The organism is Cupriavidus sp. GW823-FHT07A04, from assembly GCF_058794615.1.
On the sequence record NZ_JBXAHA010000015.1, the window covers coordinates 60,659 to 86,505 of the forward strand.

Below are 25,847 nucleotides of genomic sequence, written 5' to 3' on the forward strand. Positions count from 1 at the left end.
GGGGCGGAGCGCCGCAGGCAAAATCCGGATTCAGCCGTTGCCATGGTGCCCAGCCCCTAGACGGTCCAGGGACTGCCGAAGGTCGGCGAGAAGATCCGTTGGGTCCTCCAGGCCGACGCTGACGCGCACCACCTGGCCCGAAGTTTGTTGCGGACTGACGATCGATGAGCCGCAGGGCAGAACCAGGCTGCGAGGGCCGCCCCAACCGAAGCCAATGCGAAACAAGCTCAGGCTATCCGCGAACGCATCAATGTCCTGCTGCGTATACCGCTCGTTAAACTCGATGCTGAAGAGTCCTGCCGCTGCGCAGCACTGCGTCTTCCAGGTCTGGTGGCCAGGGTTGTCCACTCGCGAAGGATGGAAAAGCCGGCTGATTCGGCGATCCGATGCCAGTTCATCGAGAATCCGTCGGGTCGAGACATCCTGCGCGTGGTACCGCATCGGCAGCGTGTCCAGGCCCTTCCCCACGGAAGCCGCGCTGGCAGGCGACACATAGAGTCCCTGGCGGGCGGCCGCCACCCGGACCACATCGAATCTGGCCTTGTCGACGCAGGTCACGCTACCCATCAGCGTGTCGCCGCTGCCACTCGCAAACTTAGAAAGCGAATGGACGGAATAATCGATGGGAAAGTCGAACGGACGAAAGGCAATGCCCGCCGACCAGGTACTGTCCAGCGCGACGGCCACGCCGCTGGCTCTGGCCCGGCTCGCAATCTCCTGGATGTCGGGGAACTCGAACGTTGTGGTGCCTGGCGCCTCGATCCAGACCAATCGGCTGGCAGGACCGAAGCTCAGTGTGGAGAGATCGGTCGGGTCATACAGGCGAACCTCAATTCCCCAGCGACACAGCGTATTGGTGATGAACTCGCGATTTGCGCTGTAGACATTCAACGGCACCACGAGCTCGTCGCCTGGCGCCAGGATCGCCATGTAGAGGGCTGCGATCGCGCTCAGCCCGCTAGGAAAGAGCAGGCCGTGCGCGGCGCCTTCCAGCATGGCGATCCTCGCTTCGAGCTCGAACGTGGTCGGCGTGCCGTGCGTGCCGTAGATGAACCCGTCCTTGCTGGTCCAATCGCGGCCATGAAAGGCTGCCGCATTGGGGAAGTAGACGGAACCTGCCGAATGAATCGCCGGTTGAGGCCCGTCGAACTTGTCGCCAGGCCACCGTGCGACGTCCAGCAACCGGGTGGGCAAGGCCGGCATCGGCGGCGGACTATTCTTCATCTGTCTTCGCGCAGATCTTCCACCAAGTCGTGAGCGCCACACGGTTGCCACCGCGCACGGGCAACACCTCATGCCGGTACCACGGGTTGGCCGGAAACAGGGCCATCGTGCCCGCCTGAGGAATGACGCTCAGCGGTGTTCCGTCCGCCACGTTGACCAACGAGTTGATTCGCAGTTCGCCGCCCGAGAAAACGTAAGGGTCGTCCGTTGACGACAGGACCTCGTCGCGCTGCGAGGTCAGCCAGACGATGCCCACCAGATGCCGGTCCGGCTTCACGGGACGCCAGATGTTCAGGCCGTCGCTTTCATCGAGGGCGCTGTCATCGGCGTGATCGCAGACGTAGTCGCCCTCCTGGTAGAACAGGCACTGGTCGTCGACCGATCGGACGGTGTAGGCGCGGGCGTCGACGCCGAAGGCTGGCAACGACTGCTCCGCGAACGCTTGCATGGCGGCGAACGCGGGCAGCATGCCCTCCAGCGAAGGCGGTACGTTCTTGGAACTGCGAAACGCCTTGTTGACGTCCCAATCCTTGTTCTGCTTCTGCGCATACCGTGTTCTCGACGGCGCGCTCTGACCGGCCAGGTGCGCGGCGATCACGAGCCTGGCAAAGTCCGTCGCGGCCACGTGGTCGAACAGCTGGGCGCGCAGGATCTCGGGCTTCTGGGTCCAGCCTGGCACCGGTTGGTAGCCGGCGAGCTCCATCTTGGGAGCGACGAAGTTGTAGTGCATCACTGACTCACCAGGGTCTCGGGTGGCGAATAGTCGACCTCGGCGGGCAGCAGCGCTTCGTCCAGATAAGTGGTCACGAGCAGGACGGCATGCTCGCTGCCCCGATTGAAGTATGCGTGTGGCAGGACGTTGCTGAACTCGAACAATTCACCGCGTTTCAGCGGCGCCTTGTAGCCGCACAGCATGAAGCTGTCCTCCTTGTTGAATCGCAACGGGAGAATGGTCCGGTGGGACGCCTGAAGCTCGATGATGCCGCGTTGGATGTCCGGGATGGACAGATCCGCGCGCTCGCCCTTCAGGAAGACGGGGCCATCGACGTGGAAGCCCAGCGTGCCTCCGGCCCGAATGACGTACAGCCCCATCTTGGTGGTGATGCCTGCCCCGAAGTTCTCCGCGTGCATGGTCGACCATGAGCGGATCCAGTCGCAGAGCACTTCGTCTTCAAAGCTCGGTGCCGGAATCGCCACGGCGTCGAATTCGCGATCGGACTTCGCGTTCTCGGCCTTATGTCGGGCGATTTCACCTTCCTCGAGCAGGATATGAAAGGCGATGTCCTGATGTTCCTCATCCAGAGCGATGCCTGTTTCGCTCCAGAACGTATGTCGTTTCAGGATTTGCTGCCAGCCCGAATCATCGATCTGGGCGAGGGGGTGATACAGGCGCGTAGGTAGATACATGCGGGGACACGGCGACGGTTTGGTGCACGGCCCCGTCTCGTGACGGGGCAAGCGGAGATCAGTAGATGCCGCTGGTGAGTGCGTTCGAGACGATTTGCGCGCGGGCTTGCAGTCGGTCCGACGGCATCGGTGCCGGTTGCGACGTGGTGAAGGTTACTTTCCAGGCGCTTTGGGCGGCTTGCGAGAGCGCGGGGCCGTTGGAAGCGGGTGCCACGGTGAGGTTCGACGAATTTTGCATGCTTGCTCCAGAGGTAAACGTAAAGCGACAGGGGAGCGCGCTCGCCTGTCGTCGTATTGACCGCAATTGAACCGGGGTTTGCAGTTGGGATGTCCAACTAACCCATATATCCGGCAATTCCAGAACTCGTTTAGTTTTGCGGATCAGATCGTTGGTGGGAAACAGTCTCCGTGGAAAGAAAACTGTTAGAAAAGAGTCTTAAAATACACTTTTTGAATTGGGCTGGCGACACTCTCTTCCTTTGTCGGCCGCATACGCCGAGCCGGGGTTTCCCTGAACTGTCGTACGCCACATCATCCTGGTATGCCGCCCAGCGTCGAACCACGTTGCTGCGTGCAGGAGAGAGCGGTTGTCCCAAACCAGCAGATCGCCCGCCGTCCACTCGTGGACGTAGACAAACTCCGGTTGCGTGACATGGGTCATCAGCGTATCGAGGAGCGCCGCCCCTGCGCCCGACGGGCCTTTCTCCATGCCGATGAATGGACCATCGAGCCAATCCATCTGCCCGTATTCGCAAAGATAGATTGATCGCTGACCCGTGAGGGGGTGGATGCGTACCACCGGCTGACGCTGTGACTGCTCGTGTTCGGCGAGCGCACGCGGAACGGCGCCCGCCAACATGGCATCGCGCCTGCGTCCTGTTCCCGGCGCCGCATGCAAGCCTTCCAGCCCATCGATTCGCCTCTTGAGCGCATCTGGTAGCGCCGCATAGGCCGCCGTGGTGTCAGCGAACAGGGTCTGCCCCTGTCCATGCGGCACTGGCGTTACTGCCAGGAACAGAGACACATCGGGAGGCGGCCGGCGATAGCTCTGGTCGGTGTGCCAACCACGGCGATGCGGATAGCGGGTGGGAAGGGCGCCCTCCGCGGTCAATGGCGGTTCAGGCCGTGCCGGGGGCGCACGGGACACCTTGGGATCGTTGGAGACTAACAGGATCTCCGGAACCTCCGCATGAACCATCTGCGGCGTCATGCCGGTTTCGCGATAGTTCTCAACATGCGGACCGAACACGCGGCTCATCCGGAGCAGCAGTACAGGCTTGCGGATCAGTTCGTCCATGCCAGGAAACAGCAATAGGCCATGGGACTCGCCGAGCGCGCGCTGAAGCCGAGCGGACTCTAGCTCCGCGGCACGGACCAACGCTTCGGCGCTCATCCCATGGCTTGTTACGCGGCCACCGAACGTGGCGGAGGGCAGAGGGGCAACCAGACTGAAAGTTTCCGTCATATGCGGTGGGCGGAACAATCGACCGCCGAGAACATGGAGTCGCGGAGAATAACGCAAGTCTGCGTGCATCGGGTAACCTGTGCTTTCCAGCGCAGCAATGACCAGTCATCAGCATAGTTTTCGACGGTCAACCCAGATCACGGCTTCCCTTTCCTTATTATCTGTAGATACAGCGGGTTTTCGAGTCCCTGACCACGCTGCGCATGCAGATTACAGGAAGAGACGTCAAAGGCACCCCCCCCGGCGGTGGGGTGATTCGGCAATTTTGCAAAAAATGACAATTGGCATTTCGTGTCGGGGATACGCCGGTGCTGATGTGAATGAAAAACCCTGCGCGTGCTAGGATCCAGCGAGATTTCGACGAGAAGCATGCAGGGGAGCCAGGACACCGATGGAAAGCGGCATGACAGAGTACAAAGGGTACGTAGTCCACGTCTTCTGCAAGACGATCAAGGACGGTTTGCACATCGCGTCATGCGCGATCTGGGAGGACGGGGCGGTAGTGCAGGATTCCAAATCCATCGGCCGCAATCACGCCACCGCAGCCGACGCAAAAATCGCGGCTTACGAGTGGGCGAAGCAGTGGATAGATGGAAATAGCTGAGTGGCGCTGGCGCGGCTGCGTGCACTCGCGAGCGTACATGGAGCGGCCGCCGCCGCACGCCAAAAAGAATGGGCGCTAGCACTTTTCAGTTCTTTTTGTATTAAGGCTATCCAGATGCCGCCAATCCGCGTATATTCTCATTCGCGGGGTGGAGCAGTTGGCAGCTCGTCGGGCTCATAACCCGAAGGTCGCAGGTTCAAGTCCTGCCCCCGCAACCAAATTCCAAAAGCCCGTCCGGTTCAAGCCGCACGGGCTTTTTGCATTGTCGCCTTGCCGTTGTGCGCTAGGCGAAATCACCCGGCGGGTCGTCCGGGATGGTCCACTTGATCGGCTTTTCTTCAGTGGCCGGTGGCGGCTTCTGCGATCGCGAAAGGGGTTGGGGCGCAATTTGAGACAGGAGTTGAGCGGACGATACATTGACGGTTTCCTCATCGCCGTCTTCTGACCAATACCTGAGCGTCACTGACATGTTCCTCTCCGGTAAGTGACTCAAAGAACCCCAACTGCCAGTCGCGCAGGAGGGGGCCAACTCTTACCTTAGGACCATTTCGCGTGCTTGCCTGTCGTCAATGGCGATGGCGATGGCGATGGCGATGGCATGCGCAGGCGGCGCCCAGAATGGACAAAGCCGCACGCCAGGATGGCGTGCGGCTTTGTAGTGCGAGCCGTTCTTCAGCCCGGCTGGCGCTAAGGCTTCAACAGATCACCCGATCACCCGATCACCAGTTCGAGTCGCTCTTGGGCGGGCCCAGGGACTCTTCCTTGCGCGGTGCTGCCTTCTTCTTGGGCTTGGTATCAGCCGCCGGCACAGGCGGAATTTCCGCGCGCAACTGCAGGGAGCCAGCTGGAACATCGTCAAGCTTTACCTTGACGTCTTCCAGATGCCCGTACGACAAGGAGGGCGTGACCCGGTCCACCACCACGGTGCAGCATTCCTGCTCGGTACGTCCGAGCGAGCGGCCGGTCTGCGGATCGCGCAGCTCGTTGCCCAGCATGACGACCTGATAGGCTGTGCCGCTGCTCACCGACTGGCCACCCTGGCTCAGCACCACGTTGTGACCATCGCGGGAGGCTACGCTGACCGGGTAGAGGCGCACCAGGATGTCGGCTACCACCTTGGAGACGACGGCGCCTTCCATGGCTTCCACGCGCTCGCCTGCCGCGCGGCCGGCGTCGCCCTTGGCGGTATTGCTGAACAGGACTTCGCTGGTGGTCACGTTGACGAACTTCTGCGAGACCGACCAGTGCCCTGGCACGCTGCCCTCGCCATCTGCATTGGCGCGGCGTCCCGGCTCGAAGGCATTGACGCGGCCAAACCAGATCAGGTCCGCGCCGAGTCCCTGGCCGAGCTTGGCGAACTGGTCCGCCGAGGTCTGGCCGTTCGAGATGCGATCCATTTCGTCACCGAGCTCCGGCGCAACATCGCGCTCCAGCACGGTGAAGCGTCCGCTCTGCGTCAGCGCGTCCATAATGCGCTGGCGCAGCTCGGCGGCGATGCGCACGGTGTCGCCGCCGGCGCGGCTGTCCACGCGCAGCGGGGCGATGGCGATGCGCAGCTTGCCTTGGTCCGCCGGCGCCTTGTACTTGGCCACATTGGCTTCGATGGTGGCCTTGATCATGCGCTCGGTCAGGCCGGGCTCGCTGATCTCGATCACCTTGAAGTTGCTGATGGCGCCACGGCTGCTCTGGCTCACCAGCTCCGCGAAGCCGGCCGAGCTCAGCGTGAGCGGATCGCGTCCCACGGCCAGGCCCAGCACCGACTTGAACTGCGTCGACGACTGCTCGATGGTCATGCCATTGACCTGCATGACGGCCTGGCGCAGTGCCTGGTCGATGGCTTCGGCCGGCGTATGGCCAAGACCGGTGGTGGTGACCCGCACCTTTTCGACCTGGCCCACGTCGGGTGCGCCACTGCCGCTTGCCGCCGGCGCGGAAGCGCCGGCGGATGCGGCGGCAGGTGGCGGCTCTGCGTCACGGCCTTTGCAGCCAGCCACCGACACCGTCAATGCGAGGCCGCAGACGGCCAGCGCACGATGCCATTTCATGGGGAGTGTTCCGCTCTGGTTCACGATGGCAACAGGCTTAGAACTTGGCCGAGAGTGCCGCAGTGGCATCCTTCGGCACGGGGATTTCGTTGCTCTTCGCGTAGGCCGTGGCAGCCTGCAGCGTGCTGCCCAGGCGGGTCACGTGGCCCGGTGCTTCGCTAGCGATGTAGGTGCCCGTCGACAGCTTGTTGGTCAGCGTCAGCTTTTCCATCACCGATGCGCTGGTGAGTTGCGACTGTGCGGCATCCTTGAAGGCGATCAGGCTGGGACGCAGGCCCACATAGCGCAGCACGCCCAGGCCAAGGTGCTTCATGCCTTCGACGTACGATTGCTTGCCGGCGGCGTCGATCTTGGTGTTCGAGTCTTTCAGCTTGGCTTCGATGGCGGCCGAGGCTTCGCTCTGCAGCTTGTCGGAGTCTTCCAGGTTGCCCTTGGTGGCGCCGTCGGTCAACGCGTCAGCCGTTGCCTTTGCCTTGGCCGACAGTTCCTTCAGGCCAACCGCGTCCGCCAGGTGGGACTGGGCCACCAGCACTTCGCGGCCGGCAGCGACGTAGGCCTTGGACAACTGATCTTGCGCGCCGCTTGCGTCGGCGGTGGCGCCGCTGCTGGACGAGGACGAACCACCCGTCAGGCTGCCCAGCGAAGGCAGGGCGTGGGCCTGGCCAGCGGCCAGCAGGGACAGTGCAGCGATCGAGATGACTTTCTTCAACATGTTTGTTCTCCAGGGAAAGCAAAGGGGTAGGAAGGCCGGCCCTACGGCACCGTGACGCGCTTGCGCCGGCCTGGGAGCAATTAGCGGACCTTGGCGTTGTTCAGTTGCGCCGCCAGTTCGCGTGCCGCAGAATCGGCCGCGCGCTTGAGCGCGTTGGTCTGTGCCACGCTGGCGTCCGGGCCGGTGCCGGCGTACTGGACCGGGCCGACCGACGACACCGTGCGCGGGAAACGCGTGGTCACGTCAAGCAGCTTGGCCGTTACCGTCACGTACACGCGGGTCAGGCCGGTGACCGGGTCGCTGTCCTGCATGCCGATGTCGAGCGTGCCGAGCGCCAGGTAAGGGACCTGGGCGGTCTGCAGGCCCAGCACGGCCTCTCGCATGGTGGCGGGTTGCAGGTCGTTGCCGCTCTTGTAGTCGTTTTCCAGCGCGCTGATGCGCAGGTGCCCACCCGAGGAGGGCTCGACATAGGCGGCTTCCACCACCTGGAAGCCCGACTGCGCGAACACGCCGGTGAACACCGAGTTCAGGTTGCCCGACGGCACCAGGCGCCAGCTCACGTCATCCGCTTTGCGGGTGCGGCTGCCGCCAGTTTCGACGGAGACGGAGGCATTGGCCGAATAGCTGTTGCGGGTCGACTTCTCGTTGACGTTTTCTTTCATGTCCGCGCGCTTGTAGACGCGCGTATCGAAGGACTTGACGGAGTCCTGCTGGCGCGCCACGAACAGGAAGGTCAGCGGGGATTTCTGCGCGTCCGAGGCGGTGGCCACAGCCGCGCCGCCCTTGACCGCGTTGCGCAGCTTGGCGACGTTGATGTCGACGCGGACCACCACCGAATACTGGCTGGCGTCCTTCTTGTCTTCCTCGCTGATGATGGTCGCGCCCAGCACGAACTTGTCGAGGTTGGCCGCGACCTTGTCGCGGATGCTGTCGAAATTCTCGGCTTGCGACTCACCGCTCTCGGCGTAGTAGCGCTCGATGGCGTTGACCTGCGCGGTCTTGAAGGCGCGGTCCTTGTCCTCGGCGCTGGCCTTGCTCGAGAACACCGAGCTGTCGTACTTCACGTTTGCCATGCCCTTGGATGACACCACCTGTGCCGACGCCAGGCTGCACGCGAACAAAAACAGCCAACAGAGCTGACGGATTACTTGCATGACTTGACCACTCCTCTTGTGACATCTACTTGTTTACCAACGTTATCGCCCGACGATGCCGCAGCCAGCCAGTCGCTGTCCTGGCCGCCCAGCGAACTGGACAGCTTGGTGAACAGGCCTCGCAGGGAATCCGCGTATGCCGGGAAATCGTCGATCTCTGATTGCGTGACGGGGACGGCTTTCACTTCGCCGTTCTTGAAATCGGCGTCGAGGTACTGCTTGCCGGACATCGGCTCGCCCAGCTTGACGTGGCTGTACACCGCGTAGATGTAGCTGGTGCCGGCCGCGGAGCTGCCGTACTCGACCCGCTTGAAGCCCTTCAGGTCCACCTGGATGGTGTAGTCGGGCTCAGGCAGCTTGAGGTTGAAGACCTCGCCGTCGGCAAAGCGCATCGCCATCGCATTGCCAATGGCATAGCCTTTGGTGAACGGCAGGATCGGTACGCCAGCCTTATCCAGCAGGGCTTCGCCGAACATGTCGGCGAGCCAGCCTTCGGCCACGCCGGAGCCCGACTTCAGGCCTTCGGGCAACTGGGCCAGCGCTTCGGGCGCCACGTTGACTTGCGACACTTGCAGGTAGCGGGTGCCCGACGACGGCAGCTTCGCGCCCGACAGGACCTGAGCGTAACGATCGAACAGGCCCGGCTTGTCGCCGCCGAGCAGCAGGCGCTTGACGCGGTCGCGCTTCTCACGCTCGCTGGGCTGATGGTCGAGCACGTCGAGGTAGGTCACGTTGATCGGGTAGGCGCGCAGCACCGTCATGGCCTTGAAGTCGAACACCAGGGCTTGGCCACGCACGTTGGCCAGCACTTTGTACAGGCGGCCGAAGCGCTCGGACGAGATAGTCTCGCTGGTTACCACCAGTGCGGTGGCGAGAGCCTGGTCGCTATTCTTCAGGCTGGCCATGCCGTCGCTGGACAGCGTGAAATTGGCGGGCGGGCGCGCGGCCAGGGACCGGCTGATGGCCTTGTTCGGCGCGCTGCCGGAGGCGGTCAGCTCGGCCTCGACCTGTCGCGTAACCGGGAAGCGGGCCGCGATCTGCTGAGCGTCGCCGGCATAGGCAAAGCCAGCAAAGGCGACGCTGTCGGCAGCGGCTGCCTGGGTCGCCGCGAGGGCAGTAAACAGCAAAACGACAAGTCGGAAAGCTTGCATGGGCAGAGTCAAAAATGAAGGGAGGGCAGCGAGAGATGCAAGGTGCCGCGCATTCAAGCGAACGCGCTGGCCTATGAACATTGGCGGGTATTCGGAAATGTCTTAGGACTCAATCCGAAATGTCTTAGGACTCGCGCGCTCGCAAGGCCGGGATTCTACTGTAGAAAAACAGCAAAAATGACTTTAGTGGCTTTTTTTAGAAAAATTGAGAATTGCCTTATTGACTTCTGTGTGCCTTTAATGGCATGCCATGCTGGCGTTGGCAATTAGAGGGCGGTGGAGAATTGCCTCTCAAGGTCGCGGCGTGCTGCGTCAGCCTTCGCTTGGCTGGATATTCAGCAAGCCGGTGCCGGCCTGCGTGAGGAATGGCGAGAACAGGCTCATGACCTGCGACGCGCCCCAATTGATGTGTTCGCGCTTGATGGCATCGATGCCATGGCGTGACCGCAGGTAGTCGATCCAGTAGGTCGATACGATCCACGTGTTGACGACTAACTGGTCAAGTTGCTCGGGCGTGGCGCGCAGCAATCCTTGCGCTTGCATGGCGCCGAACACCCGACGGACATGGTGCTGTCCGTCGTTGGCCAGCGCTTCGGTGCGCAACCTCAGCGTTGGCGCCAGGCCGCGGATGGACGCCGCATCGCGATAGAAGAAGCGCCACTCCCACATCAGGTTGAACCAGCCGCTCAGGTAGCCCGCGAAACGGTTGGGGGCATCGCCTTGTGCCAGATCCGCAACCGAGGTGTCGCGCAGCGCCCTCTCGAAGTTGTCGAACAGGGCATCGAGGATCTGTTCCTTGCGGTGAAAGTGATAGTAGAGATTCCCTTCCTGTATGCCGACAGCCGAGGCGATCTCCGCGGTGGTTACGACGACTGGCCCGCGCTCGTTGAACAGGCTCAGGCAAGCGTCAAGGATGCGCTCGCGCGTTTTGGGGCGCCGGGCTGGCGCGATTTGCACCGTCATGGCTGGTAACTCCCTGCATATTCCGTTATCTGCATGTTTGCACGACAGATGGTTAGGGGTAAGCCCTAGTTTTGGCAATCTCGGTTGATTAATTAGGGTGAACACCCTAGTCTAGTCTGAATACAGCACGGATGCACCGTGAGAATTCGACGCGACAAGCGCCGGCTCGGTTTGGCCAACAGGAGACGATCAATGCTTTCAGGCAATGCGAAGCACCCGCATCCCGACGTTCACGACGGCACAGCGGCGCCGGAGCGCCAGGACGAGCAGGCGCCGGGGCAGGCAGCGGCGCAGCACATCGATGTGCTGGTAGTCGGGGCGGGGCTTTCCGGCATCTGCGCTGGCTACCATCTGCAGACCAGTTGCCCGGGCAAGACTTACGCGATCCTGGAAGGGCGCGACGCCATCGGCGGGACATGGGACCTGTTTCGCTACCCCGGCGTACGGTCCGATTCGGACATGTACACCCTGGGCTTCAGCTTTCGCCCATGGCGAAGCGAAAAATCCATTGCCGATGGTGACTCGATCCTCGAATACATCCGCGGCACGGCGAAGGAATTCGGCATCGAGCGGCACATCCGCTTTGGCCATCGCGTATCGCGTGCGTCGTGGTCGTCCGAGACCGCAAGGTGGACGGTCGATGCCACGGTAGGCCCGCAAGGCACGCCTGCCCGTTTTACCTGCAGTTTTCTCTACCTGTGCAGCGGCTACTACGACTATGCGGACGGCTATATGCCCGGGTGGCCGGGCATGGAGCGCTTCAATGGCCGTATGGTGCACCCCCAGCACTGGCCGGCGGACCTGGCGTACGACGGCAAGCGGGTGGTCGTGATCGGCAGCGGCGCCACGGCCGTCACGCTGCTGCCGGCGATGGCCGAGCGGGCGGCCCACGTGACCATGCTGCAGCGCTCGCCAACGTACATCGTGGCGCGCCCGTCCAGCGATCCTGTCTCCGCATGGTTGCAGCGGCGGCTGCCGGCGTCCATGGCGCATCGGGCCACGCGCTGGAAGAACGTGCTCCTGGGCATGTATTTCTACAATCTCTCGCGCAAGAAGCCGGACCTGGTCAAGAGCAAGATCCTCAAGGGGGTGCGCGCGCAACTTGGTCCGGACTACGATATCGACAAGCATTTCACGCCGTCTTACAAGCCATGGGATCAGCGGCTCTGCCTGGTGCCCGACTCGGATCTGTTCAAGTCCATCCGCTCAGGCAAGGCTTCGGTGGTCACAGACCAGATCGAGTCGTTCACCGAGACTGGCCTGCTGCTGCGCTCCGGCGAGCGGCTCGACGCGGATGTCATCATCACGGCTACCGGGCTTCAGTTGAAGGTGGCCGGGGGGATGAAGATCGAGGTGGACGGCACCCCGATGAACCCGGCGCAGGCCTTCATGTACAAGGGCATGATGTATAGCGACATGCCGAACCTGGCGGTAGCCATGGGCTATGTCAACGCTTCCTGGACGCTGAAGGCCGAGCTCTCGTCGACCTACGTGTGCCGCCTGATCAATCATATGGACGCGAAGGGCCATGCCTGGTGCGCGCCGCGCCGCACAGATCCGGCATCCGATGAGGAGCCTTCGCTCTCGCTGAGCTCCGGCTATGTCCAGCGGGCCAGCAACATCTTGCCCAAGCAGGGCTCCAGGCGGCCGTGGAAGGTGCATCAGAACTACCTGTTCGACCTGATGGCCCTGAAGTTCGGCAAGGTGGAAGACAGCGAGATGGCCTTCGGCCGCGCGGGCACGGCTGCCTCGGTGGATGGCTAATGGATAATGCTTGAACGTCAAGGTTGAACGTCAAGGTTGAACGTCAAGGTTGAATTTCAAGGGTGAAGGTACATACACAATGACCATATTGATTGCCTGCGTCGCCGTGGGCGCCGTCGTTCTGTTTGGGTTGGTGGCATTCTCCGGCCTGATTGCGCGCAAGGTGGAAAATGCGCTGCCGCCCAAGGGGAAGTTCATCGAGATCGATGGCGCCCGCCTCCATTACATCGACAAGGGCGAGGGCCCGGCCATCGTGATGGTTCACGGGCTGGGGGGGCAGACCGGCAATTTTTCCTACGCGCTGCTTGAAAAACTGACCGGCCGGTTCCGTGTGATCCTGGTCGACCGGCCCGGCTCGGGCCATTCGACCCGGCCATCGGCGATGTCGGCCCGCCTGAGCGTGCAGAGCACCGTCGTGGCCAAGTTCATCCGTGCGCTAGACCTGCAGAATCCGCTGTTGGTCGGGCACTCCCTGGGTGGCGCGGTGGCGCTTGGCGTCGCGCTCGATCATCCCGGCACGGTCGGCGGACTGGCGTTGATTGCACCGCTGACGCATCCGGTGGAGGGCGTGCCGCCCATGTTCCGTACGCTGTCGATTTCCTCAGCCACCATGCGCCGTGTGATCGCGTGGACGTGGGCGATCCCACGATCTATCTTGCGCGGCAAGACCATGGTTGAACTGGTCTTCAGCCCCGACCGGCCGCCGCAGGATTTCGGCACCGTAGGCGGCGGCCTTCTCAGCCTGAGGCCGCGCAGCTTCTATGCCACATCGACGGATATGGTCAGCGTGGAGGAGGACCTGCCATCCATGGCGCAGCGCTATGCCTCGCTGGCCTTGCCGATCAGCATCCTGTACGGGACCGGGGATGCCGTGCTCGACTGGCAGGCGCAGGGCAAGGCGATGAAGGACAAGCTGCCGGCGCTGGATCTCGAACTTGTCCCTGGCGGCCATATGTTGCCGGTCACATTTCCCGACCAGACCGCGGCCTGGCTCACGGCGGCTGCCGCGCGGCTCTGACGCGGCACCGACGCGGCGCACGGCAGTCGCCGCGCTGCCGGTCAAGCGTCGATGGTGAATCCGATCTCCTTGATGAACTCGCCCCAGCGCAGGTAGTCCGCCTTGACCTGCGCGGCGAAGGCGGGCGGCGTGATGGCCTGCGGCGGCAGCACGCCGACCGCGAACAGCCGCTTGTGATAGGCCGGGTCGGCGAGCACCTTCTGGATCGCCGCCGAGACCGCGCCAACCACGTCCGCCGGCATGGCCTTGGGGCCGAACAGCGCGAAGTAGCCGCTCAATTGCTCCATGCCCGGAAACCCCAGTTCACGGAACGAGGCGACGCCCGGCGCCATGTCGGAGCGTTCGGGCGTGGTGATGGCCAGCGCCTTGGTCTTGCCCGACTGATAGAGCGGCACGGCGGTGGTCAGCCCGTCGATCATTACCGGCACCACGCCACCCACCAGGTCTTGCGTGGCAGGAGCCGAACCCTTGTACAACACCGGCTCGAGCCGGCTGCCAGATAGCTTGTTCAGCAGCAGCGGGCCAAAGTGCGACGATGTGCCCGGACCATACGAGGCCGAATGCAGCGGCGACTTCGCGCTCTTGGAGTAGGTGATCATCTCCGCCAGCGTGGAGAAGGGCGCGTTCCTGGTGGCGACCAGTAGGACGGGTGCCCGTGCGGCTTCGGCCAGCGCGGTCAGGTCGGTGAGCGGGTCGTAGGGAACCTTGTTGATATGGGCACCCGAAGTGGCCGAGGAGCCGAGCGTCATCAGCAGCGTGTGGCCGTCCGGCTTGGCGCGGATCACGTCGAGCGTCGCGGGAATCGTCGCGCCGCCCGGCTTGTTCTCGACCACGACCGATTGGCCAAGGGCCTTGCCAAGGAAGTCCGCGAACAGCCGCGCGACCACATCGGTGCCGCCGCCAGCAGGGTAGGCCACGACCAGGCGCAGCGGGCGGCTTGGCCAGCCATTGGCAAAGGCGGGGGCTGCGCCGAGCGCGGCGGCTGCAACCGCGGTGGTAAGGAAATGACGACGATCCATGTTTTTGTCTCCTGGCGGTGATGCACATTCATGTGCTCTTTAGTGCGCAAGGAAGATACTCATGGAAGAGGGGATGGTCATGGAATCGGGCGATACCCTTCCCATGACGGCGTGCATGGACGCCGATTGTGCATCTCGATCGCGCGGAGTCGCTCATGCTACGATCCAGCCTCCGAATCAACGTGAGCTAACGATGTCGACAGCCTTCCTGATACTCAATCCGGCCCCGTCCGACGATGGCGAGCAAATCGGTTTTTCCATTGTGGCAAACGGCGTGGACAGCAGCGGCTTTGTTTCGCGCTCGGCGCTGGATGAACTGGCTCAGGGCCAGATTGGCAGCCACCTGGATATTTTCGAGCGTAATCTCGACCGCATCCAGGAAGTGGCCTTGCAGAAGTGGTCTGCCGACCCGTCTATTAACCCCGTCATGCTGGGGGACCACGATTTCTGATTGGGTCACGCGGCCCGCCGCACGCGCTACGCCTGCGAGAACGAGCGGACCAGCTTGGATTTCAGGGGCCAGGGGCGTGAGGCGAGAATCCAGATGCACAGCAGCGGCCCGATGAACGGCAGCAGCGCCAGATACGCGTAGAGGGGACCAAAATGGGCAGCCTTGAATACCTTCCTGAACGGGAAGAACCACAAGGCTTCGAAGAATAGGAATCCGAGTAGATAAAGCGTCATGGTTGTGCTTCCTGTGCGGCTCGCCTGGCGAAGCGTATGCCCCGCGCAGCCGCATTGTAGAACCCATTCGTTCGCTCACAATCCCGCCACTTCGGGGGATTTTTGCCGGTCCGGCATCCATACTTACGTCGCAATTCCGTGCGCCGCTGAGTCCTCCGCCCCCTCCCGCCACCTTCTTTGAAGCGGCTTAGCGCAGCGCGCGCTGCGCTAAGCCCATGCCCAGCAATATGACGGTCACCCAATCCATGCCGCCGGCGTTGAAGCCCAGGAAGAGGGGCCGGCGCTCTTCACGGGCGGCTGCCAGCTGGATGATGATGCGCGACGCGGTGAACAGGCCACCCGCGCCAAGACCCTGCACCGCGCGCGCCAGGCTCAGTTCGAGCGGTGTATTGCAGACGGCGCAAAGCGCGGCGCCCACGGTGGCGATGAGCAGGCCGAGCAGGGTAAATCCGCGATAGCTGATGTCCTGCGCGATGCGCCGCAGCACCAGGTTGGCAACGGTGGCCGCGGCGGCATAGGAGGTGAGGCTCCAGAGAAAGTCCTCAGGCGAGGCGTGAATGCCACCCCGGATATGGGTGCCCGCGACGCCCATCATGGACGACGCCACGAAGTCCACGCCGGTGGTGCAGCCCAGGGTAAAGGCGAAGAGATAAACCTGCGCAGCCGACAGGTCAGGGTGCTTGCCCAGCATCGCACTGCCAGTTGCCATGACGGTCCCATCGATCGCGTAGATGCAATTCGCAGTCTGGCGCCGCTGGGGCGACGACCCGCTTACCCAGTATCGGCGAAATGATCCGGGCGCCCAAGCGGAACCGATGGGGGATGACAGGAGGGCGTGGCTTCAGGCCCGCGGCCTGGTGTGCTGGAACGCGTCAAGCAGCCGGTCGCGCAACGCGCGCCACGCGCGCGGCACCGTGCTGAGCCCGGCGGTCAGGCCGGGATCATAATAGTGGACGATCAATGAGCGGCGCTCGCCCGCCTCGGCATGCAGGTTGGCATGCAGCGTGACGAAGCCGTTGAACGCATAGACATTGCCCGGCACACAGGCGATGCGGTCGCACTGGTGCTCGGCAAGATGGCGGAAGGTCTGCGCGCGGCGGATGACGAACGGCAGGTTACGCAACAGGATCAGCCGGATCTTCGCAACAATATTCGACATGGCCGTCACCGCATGGCGCTGGCGCCGGTAGATGATCAGGTCCCCGTTTTCCTGGGTGGCCTGCGCCTCTTGCAGCGGAATCAGCAGCGTCAGGATATGGGAGTCGTAATGCCGCAGGTGGCTCTGGGCGGGCAAGCCGCTATTGACACAGCGCAGCACGCACAGTGGCGGCTCGCCGTTGAGCTCCCAGCCGGCCTTGCGTGCCCATCGTCTTGAGATCTCGCAGGCCTGCCGTTCCGCCAGTTGAAAGCCTTCGTTTTGCCGCAGCATGTCTGCAAATTGCACGGCTGCCTGCGTGGCGCGGCGGCCATCCGCCGGCCGCCACGTTTCCCGGCTGGCGTCGATTGCCGCATTGATCTCGTCGAGCAGATGTCGAGTCACGACGCCTTCGAATACCTGGAGCCCGGGCGGCTCCGCGTCGATGTCGTAGTCATGCATCGCATGTTGCTCCGCTTCCCGCTCCACTCCGGCCAGTGCAAGGGCCGGGAAGGGGGCGATATGTTGCGGCCGGCCACAAATGGCCCGCCGCTACCGGACGAGGCGCGGCTCGCGTTGCCGGCCTTCCTCCTGATGATCTTGCGCAGGCCGCCGCTGGCATCGATTGGCGTTGCCAGGGAAGAAAACGCGGGCGGTCCCATGTCCGGTGTTATGAATCTACGGCTTCCGAGCGTTACCGAACGGACAAAACTACTTTCAGATCCGCCAGACGACACAATCCGAGTCGCTTCGCTTGTGCGCTTTGTCATGCACTTCTGGATGTTGCGCGTACGGGTGCGCGCCGCAGCCCCACGCGCTCAGGCTCCGGCTTTGCCGGGCAGCGATCCAGGCCGAATGTGTTGGGAAAATAATGGATTCCAGGGGCTTGGTCATATTAATTTCATCAGACGGCTCTTATCGGTAAGATAATCATCAAGGTAATCGCCAAGGTAATTTCCAAGATAAGCGCAGCCGTAATGAGAGGCTGCACCGGACCATCAGCTTTCCAGTCAAATGCATTGCTTGGGGGCAGCGTTGGTGGGCGTTGGTGCGTTTGCCCTCACTGTTTACCGTTGTTCAATTGACAACTCCGGTTGCCGGGAACATCATCGCTCGGGAAAATAGACGCGCCTCTGTGCAACGATGTCGCCCGTTCGTCGGCGAAAATTGCATGGAAGGTAGCCATTCCGACGAGGAACCGGGGTCATGATTATTTCGCTACGCCGAATTGCGAGCGCGCTTGCGCTCGGTCTGCTGTTGTCTGCCTGCGCCGCGGGCCCGCAAACTTCCGCGGCGCCGCAGCCAGCTTCGCCGCCGTCCGATGGGGCGATCAAGGCTTTATCTGCCCAGATTTTTGTTTACGCCTATCCGCTGGTGCTGATGGATGTCACGCGTGAGGTCATGAGTGCCCGCGTGCCGGCCAATACCTTCTCGCATAAGCGCAGTTTCCCGGATGCCACCTTCACCGACGTCGTCAGCCCGAATGCCGATACGCTCTATTCGACGGCATGGCTGGATTTGTCCGGCGGCCCGGTGATCCTCTCGCTGCCCGACACGCACGGGCGTTATTACCTGATGCCGCTGATGGACGCCTGGACCAACGTCTTCGCGTCGCCGGGCAAGCGCACCGCGGGCACCAAAAAAGCGGTCTACGCCGTAACGGGGCCGATGTGGAACGGCACCTTGCCGCCAGGGGTCACTGAAATCCGCTCGCCGACCGAGATGGTGTGGCTGATCGGCCGTACGCAAACCAATGGCAAGCAGGATTACGCAGCGGTCCGCCGCCTGCAGGACCAATATCGCCTGGCGCCGCTCTCCGCCTTGCAGCGTAGCGGCAAGGCGCGGCCCAAGCCCGCCGAGGCGATGCTGCCCGAAGCGGTTCCGGTGGATGTGGAAACGCCGCCCGTTGAGCAGGTGGCGGCGATGGACGCGCAGGCGTTCTTCACCCGTTTCGCCGAACTGCTGCCGGCCAATCCTCCGGCCGCGGCCGATGCGGCCATGGTGGAATCGATCAAGCAGTTCGGGATCGTTTCGGGCATGCCCTTCTCCGTGACCGCGCTGGAGCCATCGACGGCCCGCGCGGTGCAGGAGGGCGCCACCGCTGCCCTGGCGGGTATCGTGGCCATGGCCAAGCGCGGTGGCGGCGAAGGGGACGGCAAATGGACCGTGCACCGGGATCTCGGCAACTACGGCACGGCCTACGGCAAGCGCGCGCTGGTGGCCTGGGTTGGGCTTGGCGCCAACCTGCCGGCGGACGCGCTGTATCCCAGCACGCGGGTCGACGCCGCCGGCAAGCCGTTGAACGGGGCAAACCGCTACGTGATGCATTTCAACAAGGGCCAGATGCCGCCGAGCATGGCCTTCTGGTCACTGACGCTCTATAACGACAAGCAGGCGTTTGTCGCCAATCCGCTCAACCGCTATGCCATCGGGGACCGCGACCGGCTGCGGTACAACCGTGACGGCTCGCTCGATATCTATATTCAGAATGCGCGCCCAGCGGGCAAGCGGGTGGTCAACTGGCTGCCGGCGCCGCCTGATGGCTTCAACCTGATGATGCGGGTGTATTGGCCCCGGCAGGTGATGCTGGACGGCACTTGGAGCACGCCGCCGGTGATGCGGGTGGAGTGATTGCGGGCCCCAAGCCGCGCCTTGTCATGAAAAAAACCCGCCGAGGCGGGTTTTTTTCATGACAAGGCGCAGGCTCAGAACTTGTATTTGACGCCGGCATAGAGCGCGCGGCCTGAACCGGGATAGAACACCGCGGTGTTGGCTGTCCGCGCATCGGCCACGGTGCTGAAGTCGCTCACATAGCGCTTGTTGCCGAGATTGCGTGCATCCAGGAACACCGTCACGCCGCGCTGGAATTCGTAGCTGGCCTGCAGGCCAAACAGCACGTAGCCAGGCGTACGCAGCGTGTTGGCGTAGTCGACATAGGCGCCGCCCGGCACCCAGTCGATGGTGCCGGCAACGCGCAGCCCGGCCGCGCGGCTGTAGGCAATGGTGGTGCGCAGCACGTGCTCGGGTATGCCGGCGATGCGGTTGTTGCCGTACTGCGGATCCTTGTCGAAGCGCAAGTCGCTGTAGTTCCACAGTTGCGACAGCGTGAGCTTGTCGCCGGAGCCGAACAGGTTTTGCAGCACGTCGCCGCTGACGCCGAGCTCCACGCCTTGCAGCGTGGTGCGGTTGGCGTTGAAGGTAGCGGCCGGGATATTCGGATTGGTGGTGTATTGCAGCAACTGGTCGCGCACCAGCGAGCGATAGGCCGTCACGTCTCAGGAGAACCGTTCGCGCTTGCCCCGCGTGCCCAGCTCAAGTGTCCAGCCGCGCTGCGCGCTTAGTGGCACAAAGCGGGTGGTGGTGGCCATGGTCTGGCTCAGGTCCGTGAAGTCGGGTACGTCCGCGCTGCGCGTGATGTCGGCAAATGCCTGCACGTCAGGCACCGGCTCCCACAGCACGCCGAATTTCGGGTTCACGCCGCTGTAGGTGGCGCTATCGGACTTGGCCGTGGGATTGGCCGGCAGGCCACCGTAGTCCTGATAGCGGCGGACATTGCGGTAGGCCTTGGCACCGGCCATTAGCGCGATGGTGGGGGTCACGTAAAGGCGGTCTTCGAGATAGGCCTCGTAGTTGTACGCATCCTGCGCGGCGTTAAGCGTCTGCGCGCCGCGGTTGCCGGCGTTGTTGACGTACTGGCGCGCATCGTTGTTGCCGCCGAAGAAGCGCGCGCCGACGATGAGCTGGTTGCGCAGGCCGCCGATGGTCTGGGTGCCGGTGTAGCGCGGCGCGAAGCCATAGGTCCAGTAGTCCTGGTCGATGACCTGGAAGATCGGGTGGTACAGGCTCTTGTGGATGACCCAGGTGCTGACATCGAGCTGGCCGCTGTCGAGCTTGACGGTGGTGACATTGGCCACGCGCTCGGTGCGGGTGTTGCGCGCCTGGTCGCCGGACAGCGCGGCCGGCGCGGCCTTCTTCGGATTGTTCAGCGCATCGGTGAGCGACAGCGCGCCGGGCAATTGCTGGTCGACGATATAGGCGCCCACGTAGAAACGGGTTTCCACCGCCGGGCTGAACCGATAGCCGAAGTTGGCGTTGAACTGCTCGTACTGGCCGCGCTCGTGCGCACGGAATCCGTCCGAGTGGTTGACGCTCAGGTTGGCGAGAAAGTCGAAGGCGCCGATCTGGCGCGAGACCTGGCCGCTGGCGCGCGCCGTGCCGAAGCTGCCGCCATCGACGCGCACCTGGTTGGGCGCATCGGCGGTGAGCGCGGTGGGCGTGGTGAAGTTGATCGCACCTCCCAGCGTGGTGGTACCGTAGGCCAGCCCGTTGCCGCCCTTGTAGATCTCGGCCGCGCTCAGGCCGAGCGGGTCGATCTGGTAGTAGTCGCCGCTGCCGTCGGCAAAGTTGGTGGGCACGCCATCTTGCAGGAGATCCAGGCCACGCGCGTGATAGCCGCGCGCAACGCCCGAGCCGCGGATCGACAGGCGCAGTTCCTGGCCGTAGCGCTCCTGCACATACACGCCGGGCGCATCCTTGAGCACGTCGCGCAGATTGCTGGCGTAGGTGTCGCTGTAGGACGCGGCGTCGACAAAGCCGACCGAGCCGGCCGTCTGGTCCAGTGCCTGTTGTTGCTGCTGCACGTTCGGCGCGGTGAGCGAGCCTGGGGCCTTGGCCGTAACGGTCGCCGCAGGTAACGTGACAGCTGCATCGGGTGTGGCGGGCGCGCTGGCCTGTGCGAGCGCGGCGGTGGTGAATGTGGTGAATGTGGTGAAGGCGGCGGCGGGCAGGGCGGCGCGCTGCTTCCAGTGTCTGGCTCGTTTCATGATTTCCCTTGTGGCGCCAAGCCTGCTTTGGGCCGCGCCTTTTAACCGTGCTTGGATAGCCGCGTACGATACGGAGGGAAGCCTGGTGTGCGCTATGTGACACAGTGCCGCAACGTGCGCCCGGGGCAGTCTGTCCGTCGCGGTGCGGCGTTTTGCCGCTTTGCGTGCAAGAGAAAGTAAGACGGCCAACGGGCCGGCATGCGATGCATGCCGGCCCGTTGGCTTGGTAGGACTTGATCGGACCCGACTGGGCGCGGATCAGGCTGCCTGGTTAGCGCAATCGACGCAACCCGCTGCGTGCGCGGCGCCCTGGTGTGCCGCGTGCCAGCCCAGCCCGGTGCGGCGGGTGGCGCGCTGCCACTTGGTCGCGCTGTCCTTGCCGATCTGCTCGCGCAGACTGCGCGCGGCGGCGACCATATTGGCCAGCGCGGCTTCGGTTTCGGGCCAGGCGCGCGTCTTCAGCCCGCAGTCCGGATTGACCCACAGCCGTTGCGGCGGAATCACCTCGCAGGCGCGCTCCAGCAGGTGCGTGATGGCTTCCACGCTAGGCACGCGCGGCGAGTGGATGTCGTATACGCCCGGTCCGATCTCGTTGGGGTAGTCGAACTCGCCGAAGCCTTCGAGCAGCTCCATGGCGGAGCGCGAGGTTTCGATGGTGATCACGTCGGCGTCCAGCGCGGCAATGGCGGGCAGGATGTCGTTGAACTCGGCGTAGCACATGTGGGTGTGGATCTGCGTTTCATCCGCCACCGAGGCGGCCGAGATCTTGAACGCATGCACGGCCCAGTCCAGGTACGCGGCCCAGTCGCCCTTGCGCAGCGGCAAGCCTTCGCGCAGCGCGGGCTCGTCGATCTGGATGATGCGGATGCCGGCTTGTTCCAGGTCCGAGACCTCGTCGCGGATCGCCAGCGCGAGTTGCAGCGTGGTGGTGGCGCGCGGCTGGTCGTCGCGCACGAAGGACCATTGCAGCATGGTGACGGGGCCGGTGAGCATGCCCTTCATCGGACGCTCGGTGAGCGATTGCGCATAGCGCGTGGTTTCCACTGTCATCGGCTCGGGGCGATACACATCGCCGTAGATCACCGGCGGCTTGACGCAGCGCGAGCCATAGCTTTGCACCCAGCCGTTTTCGGTGAAGGTGTAGCCGCACAGCTGCTCGCCGAAATACTCGACCATGTCGTTGCGCTCGGCTTCACCATGCACCAGCACGTCCAGGCCGAGCGCTTCTTGCTTGCGCACGGCGGTCTCGATTTCACCGCGGATGCGCTGCAGGTATTCCAGCGCGCCGATCTCGCCGCGGCGGTAGGCGGCACGGGTCTGGCGGATTGCCGGCGTTTGCGGGAAGGAGCCGATGGTGGTGGTCGGCAGTGCCGGCAGCTGCAGCGCGGCGCGCTGGCGTTCGATGCGGGTCTGGAACGGGCTCTTGCGCTGGGCCATGGCAGCGGTGACTGCCGCGACGCGTGCCTGCACCTGCTGGTTGACCACGCGGCGCGAGCTGCGGCGCGAGGCCAGCGCGGCATCGGCGGCGGCCAGCTCGGGGGCGACCGCCGCCTCGCCTTCGTTCAAGGCGCGGGCCAGCACGCTGACCTCGGCCAGCTTCTCGGTGGCGAAGGCCAGCCAGGTCCTGATTTCCGCATCGAGCTTGCGCTCGGCCTCTAGCGAGACCGGCACGTGCAGCAGCGAGCAAGACGGCGCGACCCACAGGCGCTCGCCCAGTTCGGCATGCAGCGGTGCCAGCGCGGCCAGCGCGCGGCGCAGGTCGGTGCGCCAGATGTTGCGGCCGTCGATGACGCCGGCGGACAGCACCGCGCCGGCCGGCAGCACCTTGCGCCAGGCGTCGAGCTGCTGCGGTGCGCGCACCAGGTCGATGTGGAAGCCTTGCACCGGCAGGGCGGCGGCGCGTGCGGCGTGGTCGGCGGCGCTGTCGAAGTAGGTGGCCAGCAGCAGCTTGGCGCCGGACTTGGCCAGTTCGGCATAGGCGCCGTCATAGGCATCGAGCCATGCCGGCTCCAGGTCCAGGCACAGTGCGGGCTCGTCGATCTGTACCCATTCGATGCCGCGTTCGCGCAGGCGGGCCAGGATGCGGCCATAGGCGGCCACCAGGCTGGGCAGCAGGCTCAGGCGGTCGAAACCGTCCACGTGGGTCTTGGACAGCCACAGGTAGGTGACCGGCCCGATCAGCACCGGCTTGGCCTTGAGGCCCAGCGCCAGCGCTTCTTCCACTTCGTCGAAGAACCAGTCCACGCCGCCGTCGAAACGGGTGTCGGGGCCGAGTTCCGGGACCAGGTAGTGATAGTTGGTGTCGAACCACTTGGTCATTTCCATGGCCGGCTGGCCTTTGTTGCCACGGGCCAGCTCAAAATACTGCGCCAGGCTCAGCTGCTTCGGGTCGAAGCCGAAACGCGCGGGCAGGGCGCCCAGCAAGGCGCTCAGGCCCAGCACCTGGTCGTAGTAGGCGAAGTCGCCCACCGCCACGCTGTCCAGCCCGGCTTGCGCCTGCGACTGCCAGTGGCGCTGGCGCAGGCCGGCTGCTACCTGGCGCAGGCTGGCCTCGTCCGTTTCGCCGCGCCAGAACGCCTCCTGGGCGAATTTCAGTTCGCGCTGGGCGCCGATGCGCGGAAATCCAGCGATATGAGTGCGTGCCATGCAGTGCTCCGTATTGGGATATTGGGAATGTGACGATGGCGCCCAGTGTGGAATCCAGCGTAAAATGAATCAAGCGATAAGATTTAATCAACGTATGAATCAGTTTCATATCATGCCATCCAGGCGCCGTTCTTCACATTCCAGGAGCAAGCCGTGATCGAAGTCAGGCACCTGCGCTCGCTGGTAGCGATCGCCGAATCCGGCAAGCTCGCCACGGCCGCGGAGCGCGTGCACGTCAGCCAATCGGCGCTGTCCCATCAGATCAAAGGCATCGAGGCGCACTACGGCCTGCCACTGTTCGACCGCACCCGCCAGGGCCTGCGTTTCACGCCGGCCGGCGACCGGCTGCTGGTGCTGGCGCGCGAGACGCTGGCGGCCATCAGCACGGCCGAGCGCGACCTGGCCCGGCTCAAGGGCGACACGCGCGGCGAGCTGCGCATCGTGCTGGAGTGCCATACCTGCTTTGACTGGCTGATGCCCGTGATGGACGAGTTCCGCCGGCGCTGGCCGGAGGTGGAGGTGGACCTGGTGGCGGGCTTCCACGCCGATCCCCTGGCGCTGCTGGCCGAGGGCCGCACGGACATGGTGATCGGCTCGATGCCGCCGGCCAAGCGCGGCCTGGCGGTGGCGCCGCTGTTCCGCTTCGAGATCCTCGCGGTGATCGCCAACGAGCACCGGCTGCGCAACAAGCGCCGGATCGAGGCGGCCGACCTGGACGGCGAAACGCTGATCACCTACCCGGTGCCGGAGCAGCGCATCGACCTGATCCGCGAAGTGCTGGAGCCCGCCGGCATCAAGCTGCAGCGGCGCACGGCGGAGCTGACGGTGGCCGTGCTGCAGCTGGTGGCCAGCCGCCGCGGCGTGGCAGCGCTGCCCAACTGGGGCGTGAAGAACTACGTCGACCACGATTACGTGCTGGCCAAGCGCATCGGCGCCAAGGGTTTGTGGAGCGAGCTCTATGCCACCACGCCGGCGCCGCTTGCGCAGCGCCCTTATGTGCGCGACTTTGTCTCCATCGTGCGCGATACCTGCGCGGCCGAGCTGGATGGGATCGAACTGCTGCCGGAGGGCGAATAAGGGGGCGGCCCTACTGCACGAGCTGCCCGCTACGCTCGGCCACGCCAATGCGGGCCTCGGTGCCCGCGTTGAATTGCAGGAAATCCGCTTCGATACCGTCGCTGAAGATCACGCCGGTTTCCGGCATCAGCGAGCGCAGCACGATCTGCTCGCCGCGTGGCACGTTGCCGTAGACCAGCGTGGCCTGGCTGGCGCGGCTCGGAAAGGGCTCACGCACCGCAAACACCAGCCGGTCGGTATCCCATGGCAAGGGTTGATACGCGGCTTCGGCGCCACCGTCTGGCTGCGCAATGGCGCGCGCGCCGGTGACGATGCTCTTGAGCCAGGCAGTGGACCCAAGTCCCGTGGAGACAATGACGCCGCTCGACGACTGCACCTCGCTGCGCGCGCCGAGCTGGATCTCGTAGCGCGCCGAGGTGTGGCTGCGCGGCCCGATAAAGAAGTCGTTGACCGCGTACAGTACCTGCTGGTCCGATAGTTCGGCACGCGCCATGGTGACCGGGCGCGCGGGGCGGCGGTCCTGCATGGCTTCGGCCAGCACGCGCGCCAGGTCGCCCACCTTGAATGGCAGCAGCACACCGTCGTGGCGCGCCGGATCCGGGTTCACGCCGATTAGCGGCTGGCCGTTCAGGTATTTCATGGTGTTGGCAACCAGGCCGTCCTGGCCCAGCGCCACCACGATGTCTTCCGGGCCGAACAGGAAGTTGGGCAGGAACTGGCGGTCCACCACCTGCCGGCGCAGGCAGCGCGACAGCACGGCTGCCACCTGTTCGCGCGCGGCAAGATAGGTGTCGTGCTCACGCTGGTAATCGGTAATGTCCGCGCCCAGGTGTTCGAGGTAGAAGCGTGCCTGCGCCAGCGAGTGGTAGCGCGCCAGCAGCTCTTCCAGCCGTGTCTTGCGCGTCACCAGCACTACCTTGCGATCGGCGGTTGCGCTCATTGTTCTGGCTCCTTTT

Annotated in this window: 24 protein-coding genes, 1 tRNA gene and 1 pseudogene; 7 read left to right on the top strand and 19 right to left on the bottom strand. The window is 64.0% G+C overall.

Translation table 11 applies throughout. The features are described from left to right. Positions 1 to 30: 30 nt before the first annotated feature. From AC1Q7Q_RS25115 to AC1Q7Q_RS25135, 5 genes are all read right to left on the bottom strand, one after another. Entirely contained in the window at positions 31 to 1,224 is a 1,194-nt protein-coding gene (locus tag AC1Q7Q_RS25115; protein ID WP_492371155.1) for a PLP-dependent transferase, read from the bottom strand. Beyond that, on the bottom strand, positions 1,214 to 1,954 hold the full coding sequence (locus AC1Q7Q_RS25120; protein ID WP_492371156.1) for a 2OG-Fe(II) oxygenase: 741 nt from the start codon (positions 1,952 to 1,954) through the stop codon (positions 1,214 to 1,216). The genes AC1Q7Q_RS25115 and AC1Q7Q_RS25120 overlap by 11 nt, the downstream gene beginning before the upstream one ends. Then, positions 1,954 to 2,631 carry a hypothetical protein gene (locus AC1Q7Q_RS25125; protein ID WP_492371157.1) on the bottom strand — a complete coding sequence of 226 codons (678 nt, stop codon included), beginning with the start codon at positions 2,629 to 2,631 and terminating at the stop codon, positions 1,954 to 1,956. Before AC1Q7Q_RS25125 ends, AC1Q7Q_RS25120 begins: the two co-directional genes overlap by 1 nt. Before the next feature lie 58 nt (positions 2,632 to 2,689). Next, positions 2,690 to 2,869, bottom strand: coding sequence for a hypothetical protein (locus AC1Q7Q_RS25130; RefSeq protein ID WP_492371158.1), 180 nt, complete (start codon positions 2,867 to 2,869; stop codon positions 2,690 to 2,692). 198 nt (positions 2,870 to 3,067) lie between these two features. Further along, positions 3,068 to 4,165 carry a TauD/TfdA dioxygenase family protein gene (locus AC1Q7Q_RS25135; RefSeq protein ID WP_492371159.1) on the bottom strand — a complete coding sequence of 366 codons (1,098 nt, stop codon included), beginning with the start codon at positions 4,163 to 4,165 and terminating at the stop codon, positions 3,068 to 3,070. 334 nt (positions 4,166 to 4,499) lie between these two features. Here AC1Q7Q_RS25135 and AC1Q7Q_RS25140 point away from each other — a divergent pair, with 334 nt between their 5' ends. Both AC1Q7Q_RS25140 and AC1Q7Q_RS25145 read left to right on the top strand, forming a co-directional pair. After that, positions 4,500 to 4,700, top strand: a complete 201-nt coding sequence (locus tag AC1Q7Q_RS25140; RefSeq protein ID WP_492371160.1) for a DUF6566 family protein — start codon at positions 4,500 to 4,502, stop codon at positions 4,698 to 4,700. Positions 4,701 to 4,842: 142 nt separating this feature from the next. Further along, a tRNA-Met gene (locus AC1Q7Q_RS25145) sits at positions 4,843 to 4,918 on the top strand. Positions 4,919 to 4,983: 65 nt separating this feature from the next. Here AC1Q7Q_RS25145 and AC1Q7Q_RS25150 read toward each other — a convergent pair. The 6 genes from AC1Q7Q_RS25150 to AC1Q7Q_RS25175 all read right to left on the bottom strand — a co-directional run bounded on the left by AC1Q7Q_RS25150 (position 4,984) and on the right by AC1Q7Q_RS25175 (position 10,725). Continuing rightward, the gene (locus tag AC1Q7Q_RS25150) at positions 4,984 to 5,169 is read right to left on the bottom strand and encodes a hypothetical protein (RefSeq protein WP_492371161.1); all 186 of its coding nucleotides are present in this window, start codon (positions 5,167 to 5,169) and stop codon (positions 4,984 to 4,986) included. Between the two features lie 250 nt (positions 5,170 to 5,419). Continuing rightward, positions 5,420 to 6,745, bottom strand: a complete 1,326-nt coding sequence (locus AC1Q7Q_RS25155; protein WP_492371162.1) for a CsgG/HfaB family protein — start codon at positions 6,743 to 6,745, stop codon at positions 5,420 to 5,422. A gap of 37 nt (positions 6,746 to 6,782) precedes the next feature. After that, positions 6,783 to 7,457, bottom strand: coding sequence for a hypothetical protein (locus tag AC1Q7Q_RS25160; RefSeq protein ID WP_441631495.1), 675 nt, complete (start codon positions 7,455 to 7,457; stop codon positions 6,783 to 6,785). An 80-nt stretch (positions 7,458 to 7,537) separates the two neighbouring features. After that, positions 7,538 to 8,611 carry a hypothetical protein gene (locus tag AC1Q7Q_RS25165; RefSeq protein ID WP_441631497.1) on the bottom strand — a complete coding sequence of 358 codons (1,074 nt, stop codon included), beginning with the start codon at positions 8,609 to 8,611 and terminating at the stop codon, positions 7,538 to 7,540. Beyond that, positions 8,602 to 9,762 carry a hypothetical protein gene (locus AC1Q7Q_RS25170; protein WP_492371163.1) on the bottom strand — a complete coding sequence of 387 codons (1,161 nt, stop codon included), beginning with the start codon at positions 9,760 to 9,762 and terminating at the stop codon, positions 8,602 to 8,604. Before AC1Q7Q_RS25170 ends, AC1Q7Q_RS25165 begins: the two co-directional genes overlap by 10 nt. A gap of 312 nt (positions 9,763 to 10,074) precedes the next feature. Next, on the bottom strand, positions 10,075 to 10,725 hold the full coding sequence (locus AC1Q7Q_RS25175; protein WP_492371164.1) for a TetR/AcrR family transcriptional regulator: 651 nt from the start codon (positions 10,723 to 10,725) through the stop codon (positions 10,075 to 10,077). Positions 10,726 to 10,917: 192 nt separating this feature from the next. On the opposite strand from AC1Q7Q_RS25175, the gene AC1Q7Q_RS25180 reads away from it, so the two are divergent. After that, positions 10,918 to 12,489, top strand: a complete 1,572-nt coding sequence (locus AC1Q7Q_RS25180; RefSeq protein ID WP_492371165.1) for a flavin-containing monooxygenase — start codon at positions 10,918 to 10,920, stop codon at positions 12,487 to 12,489. 79 nt (positions 12,490 to 12,568) lie between these two features. Then, the gene (locus tag AC1Q7Q_RS25185; RefSeq protein ID WP_492371166.1) at positions 12,569 to 13,507 is read left to right on the top strand and encodes an alpha/beta fold hydrolase; all 939 of its coding nucleotides are present in this window, start codon (positions 12,569 to 12,571) and stop codon (positions 13,505 to 13,507) included. A 41-nt stretch (positions 13,508 to 13,548) separates the two neighbouring features. On the opposite strand, the gene AC1Q7Q_RS25190 is transcribed toward AC1Q7Q_RS25185, so the two are convergent. Continuing rightward, positions 13,549 to 14,526, bottom strand: a complete 978-nt coding sequence (locus AC1Q7Q_RS25190) for a tripartite tricarboxylate transporter substrate binding protein (RefSeq protein WP_492371167.1) — start codon at positions 14,524 to 14,526, stop codon at positions 13,549 to 13,551. 61 nt (positions 14,527 to 14,587) lie between these two features. On the opposite strand from AC1Q7Q_RS25190, the gene AC1Q7Q_RS25195 reads away from it, so the two are divergent. Further along, positions 14,588 to 14,977 carry a hypothetical protein gene (locus AC1Q7Q_RS25195; RefSeq protein WP_492371168.1) on the top strand — a complete coding sequence of 130 codons (390 nt, stop codon included), beginning with the start codon at positions 14,588 to 14,590 and terminating at the stop codon, positions 14,975 to 14,977. Between the two features lie 26 nt (positions 14,978 to 15,003). Here the strand turns inward: AC1Q7Q_RS25195 and AC1Q7Q_RS25200 are convergent, their stop codons facing one another. From AC1Q7Q_RS25200 to AC1Q7Q_RS25215, 4 genes are all read right to left on the bottom strand, one after another. After that, on the bottom strand, positions 15,004 to 15,210 hold the full coding sequence (locus AC1Q7Q_RS25200) for a hypothetical protein (RefSeq protein ID WP_492371169.1): 207 nt from the start codon (positions 15,208 to 15,210) through the stop codon (positions 15,004 to 15,006). Between the two features lie 187 nt (positions 15,211 to 15,397). Beyond that, entirely contained in the window at positions 15,398 to 15,919 is a 522-nt protein-coding gene (locus AC1Q7Q_RS25205) for an MFS transporter (protein ID WP_492371170.1), read from the bottom strand. A 132-nt stretch (positions 15,920 to 16,051) separates the two neighbouring features. Further along, positions 16,052 to 16,807, bottom strand: coding sequence for a hypothetical protein (locus tag AC1Q7Q_RS25210; RefSeq protein WP_492371171.1), 756 nt, complete (start codon positions 16,805 to 16,807; stop codon positions 16,052 to 16,054). Between the two features lie 255 nt (positions 16,808 to 17,062). Continuing rightward, the gene (locus AC1Q7Q_RS25215) at positions 17,063 to 17,239 is read right to left on the bottom strand and encodes a hypothetical protein (RefSeq protein WP_492371172.1); all 177 of its coding nucleotides are present in this window, start codon (positions 17,237 to 17,239) and stop codon (positions 17,063 to 17,065) included. A gap of 312 nt (positions 17,240 to 17,551) precedes the next feature. Between AC1Q7Q_RS25215 and AC1Q7Q_RS25220 the strand changes: the two genes are divergently transcribed. Further along, a complete protein-coding gene (locus tag AC1Q7Q_RS25220; RefSeq protein WP_492371173.1) occupies positions 17,552 to 18,976 on the top strand; it encodes a DUF1254 domain-containing protein in 1,425 nt (474 codons plus the stop codon). 74 nt (positions 18,977 to 19,050) lie between these two features. On the opposite strand, the pseudogene AC1Q7Q_RS25225 reads toward AC1Q7Q_RS25220, so the two are convergent. Both AC1Q7Q_RS25225 and metE read right to left on the bottom strand, forming a co-directional pair. After that, positions 19,051 to 21,168: pseudogene (locus tag AC1Q7Q_RS25225) on the bottom strand (TonB-dependent receptor family protein). A gap of 258 nt (positions 21,169 to 21,426) precedes the next feature. Next, complete coding sequence (gene metE, locus AC1Q7Q_RS25230; RefSeq protein ID WP_492371174.1) at positions 21,427 to 23,814, bottom strand: 5-methyltetrahydropteroyltriglutamate--homocysteine S-methyltransferase; 2,388 nt, start codon at positions 23,812 to 23,814, stop codon at positions 21,427 to 21,429. 153 nt (positions 23,815 to 23,967) lie between these two features. On the opposite strand from metE, the gene AC1Q7Q_RS25235 reads away from it, so the two are divergent. After that, positions 23,968 to 24,891, top strand: a complete 924-nt coding sequence (locus AC1Q7Q_RS25235; protein ID WP_492371175.1) for a LysR family transcriptional regulator — start codon at positions 23,968 to 23,970, stop codon at positions 24,889 to 24,891. A gap of 10 nt (positions 24,892 to 24,901) precedes the next feature. Here AC1Q7Q_RS25235 and AC1Q7Q_RS25240 read toward each other — a convergent pair whose 3' ends face one another. Continuing rightward, on the bottom strand, positions 24,902 to 25,831 hold the full coding sequence (locus tag AC1Q7Q_RS25240; protein WP_492371176.1) for a diacylglycerol kinase catalytic domain-containing protein: 930 nt from the start codon (positions 25,829 to 25,831) through the stop codon (positions 24,902 to 24,904). Positions 25,832 to 25,847 lie beyond the last annotated feature (16 nt).

What these genes read in the sequence shown, in the direction of transcription:
- AC1Q7Q_RS25115 (WP_492371155.1), bottom strand. Translation starts at nt 1,224, where the DNA reads ATGAAGAATAGTCCGCCGCCGATGCCGGCCTTGCCCACCCGGTTGCTG.
- AC1Q7Q_RS25120 (WP_492371156.1), bottom strand. Translation starts at nt 1,954, where the DNA reads ATGCACTACAACTTCGTCGCTCCCAAGATGGAGCTCGCCGGCTACCAA.
- AC1Q7Q_RS25125 (WP_492371157.1), bottom strand. Translation starts at nt 2,631, where the DNA reads ATGTATCTACCTACGCGCCTGTATCACCCCCTCGCCCAGATCGATGAT.
- AC1Q7Q_RS25130 (WP_492371158.1), bottom strand. Translation starts at nt 2,869, where the DNA reads ATGCAAAATTCGTCGAACCTCACCGTGGCACCCGCTTCCAACGGCCCC.
- AC1Q7Q_RS25135 (WP_492371159.1), bottom strand. Translation starts at nt 4,165, where the DNA reads ATGCACGCAGACTTGCGTTATTCTCCGCGACTCCATGTTCTCGGCGGT.
- AC1Q7Q_RS25140 (WP_492371160.1), top strand. Translation starts at nt 4,500, where the DNA reads ATGACAGAGTACAAAGGGTACGTAGTCCACGTCTTCTGCAAGACGATC.
- AC1Q7Q_RS25150 (WP_492371161.1), bottom strand. Translation starts at nt 5,169, where the DNA reads ATGTCAGTGACGCTCAGGTATTGGTCAGAAGACGGCGATGAGGAAACC.
- AC1Q7Q_RS25155 (WP_492371162.1), bottom strand. Translation starts at nt 6,745, where the DNA reads ATGAAATGGCATCGTGCGCTGGCCGTCTGCGGCCTCGCATTGACGGTG.
- AC1Q7Q_RS25160 (WP_441631495.1), bottom strand. Translation starts at nt 7,457, where the DNA reads ATGTTGAAGAAAGTCATCTCGATCGCTGCACTGTCCCTGCTGGCCGCT.
- AC1Q7Q_RS25165 (WP_441631497.1), bottom strand. Translation starts at nt 8,611, where the DNA reads ATGCAAGTAATCCGTCAGCTCTGTTGGCTGTTTTTGTTCGCGTGCAGC.
- AC1Q7Q_RS25170 (WP_492371163.1), bottom strand. Translation starts at nt 9,762, where the DNA reads ATGCAAGCTTTCCGACTTGTCGTTTTGCTGTTTACTGCCCTCGCGGCG.
- AC1Q7Q_RS25175 (WP_492371164.1), bottom strand. Translation starts at nt 10,725, where the DNA reads ATGACGGTGCAAATCGCGCCAGCCCGGCGCCCCAAAACGCGCGAGCGC.
- AC1Q7Q_RS25180 (WP_492371165.1), top strand. Translation starts at nt 10,918, where the DNA reads ATGCTTTCAGGCAATGCGAAGCACCCGCATCCCGACGTTCACGACGGC.
- AC1Q7Q_RS25185 (WP_492371166.1), top strand. Translation starts at nt 12,569, where the DNA reads ATGACCATATTGATTGCCTGCGTCGCCGTGGGCGCCGTCGTTCTGTTT.
- AC1Q7Q_RS25190 (WP_492371167.1), bottom strand. Translation starts at nt 14,526, where the DNA reads ATGGATCGTCGTCATTTCCTTACCACCGCGGTTGCAGCCGCCGCGCTC.
- AC1Q7Q_RS25195 (WP_492371168.1), top strand. Translation starts at nt 14,588, where the DNA reads ATGGAAGAGGGGATGGTCATGGAATCGGGCGATACCCTTCCCATGACG.
- AC1Q7Q_RS25200 (WP_492371169.1), bottom strand. Translation starts at nt 15,210, where the DNA reads ATGACGCTTTATCTACTCGGATTCCTATTCTTCGAAGCCTTGTGGTTC.
- AC1Q7Q_RS25205 (WP_492371170.1), bottom strand. Translation starts at nt 15,919, where the DNA reads ATGGCAACTGGCAGTGCGATGCTGGGCAAGCACCCTGACCTGTCGGCT.
- AC1Q7Q_RS25210 (WP_492371171.1), bottom strand. Translation starts at nt 16,807, where the DNA reads ATGCATGACTACGACATCGACGCGGAGCCGCCCGGGCTCCAGGTATTC.
- AC1Q7Q_RS25215 (WP_492371172.1), bottom strand. Translation starts at nt 17,239, where the DNA reads ATGACCAAGCCCCTGGAATCCATTATTTTCCCAACACATTCGGCCTGG.
- AC1Q7Q_RS25220 (WP_492371173.1), top strand. Translation starts at nt 17,552, where the DNA reads ATGATTATTTCGCTACGCCGAATTGCGAGCGCGCTTGCGCTCGGTCTG.
- metE (WP_492371174.1), bottom strand. Translation starts at nt 23,814, where the DNA reads ATGGCACGCACTCATATCGCTGGATTTCCGCGCATCGGCGCCCAGCGC.
- AC1Q7Q_RS25240 (WP_492371176.1), bottom strand. Translation starts at nt 25,831, where the DNA reads ATGAGCGCAACCGCCGATCGCAAGGTAGTGCTGGTGACGCGCAAGACA.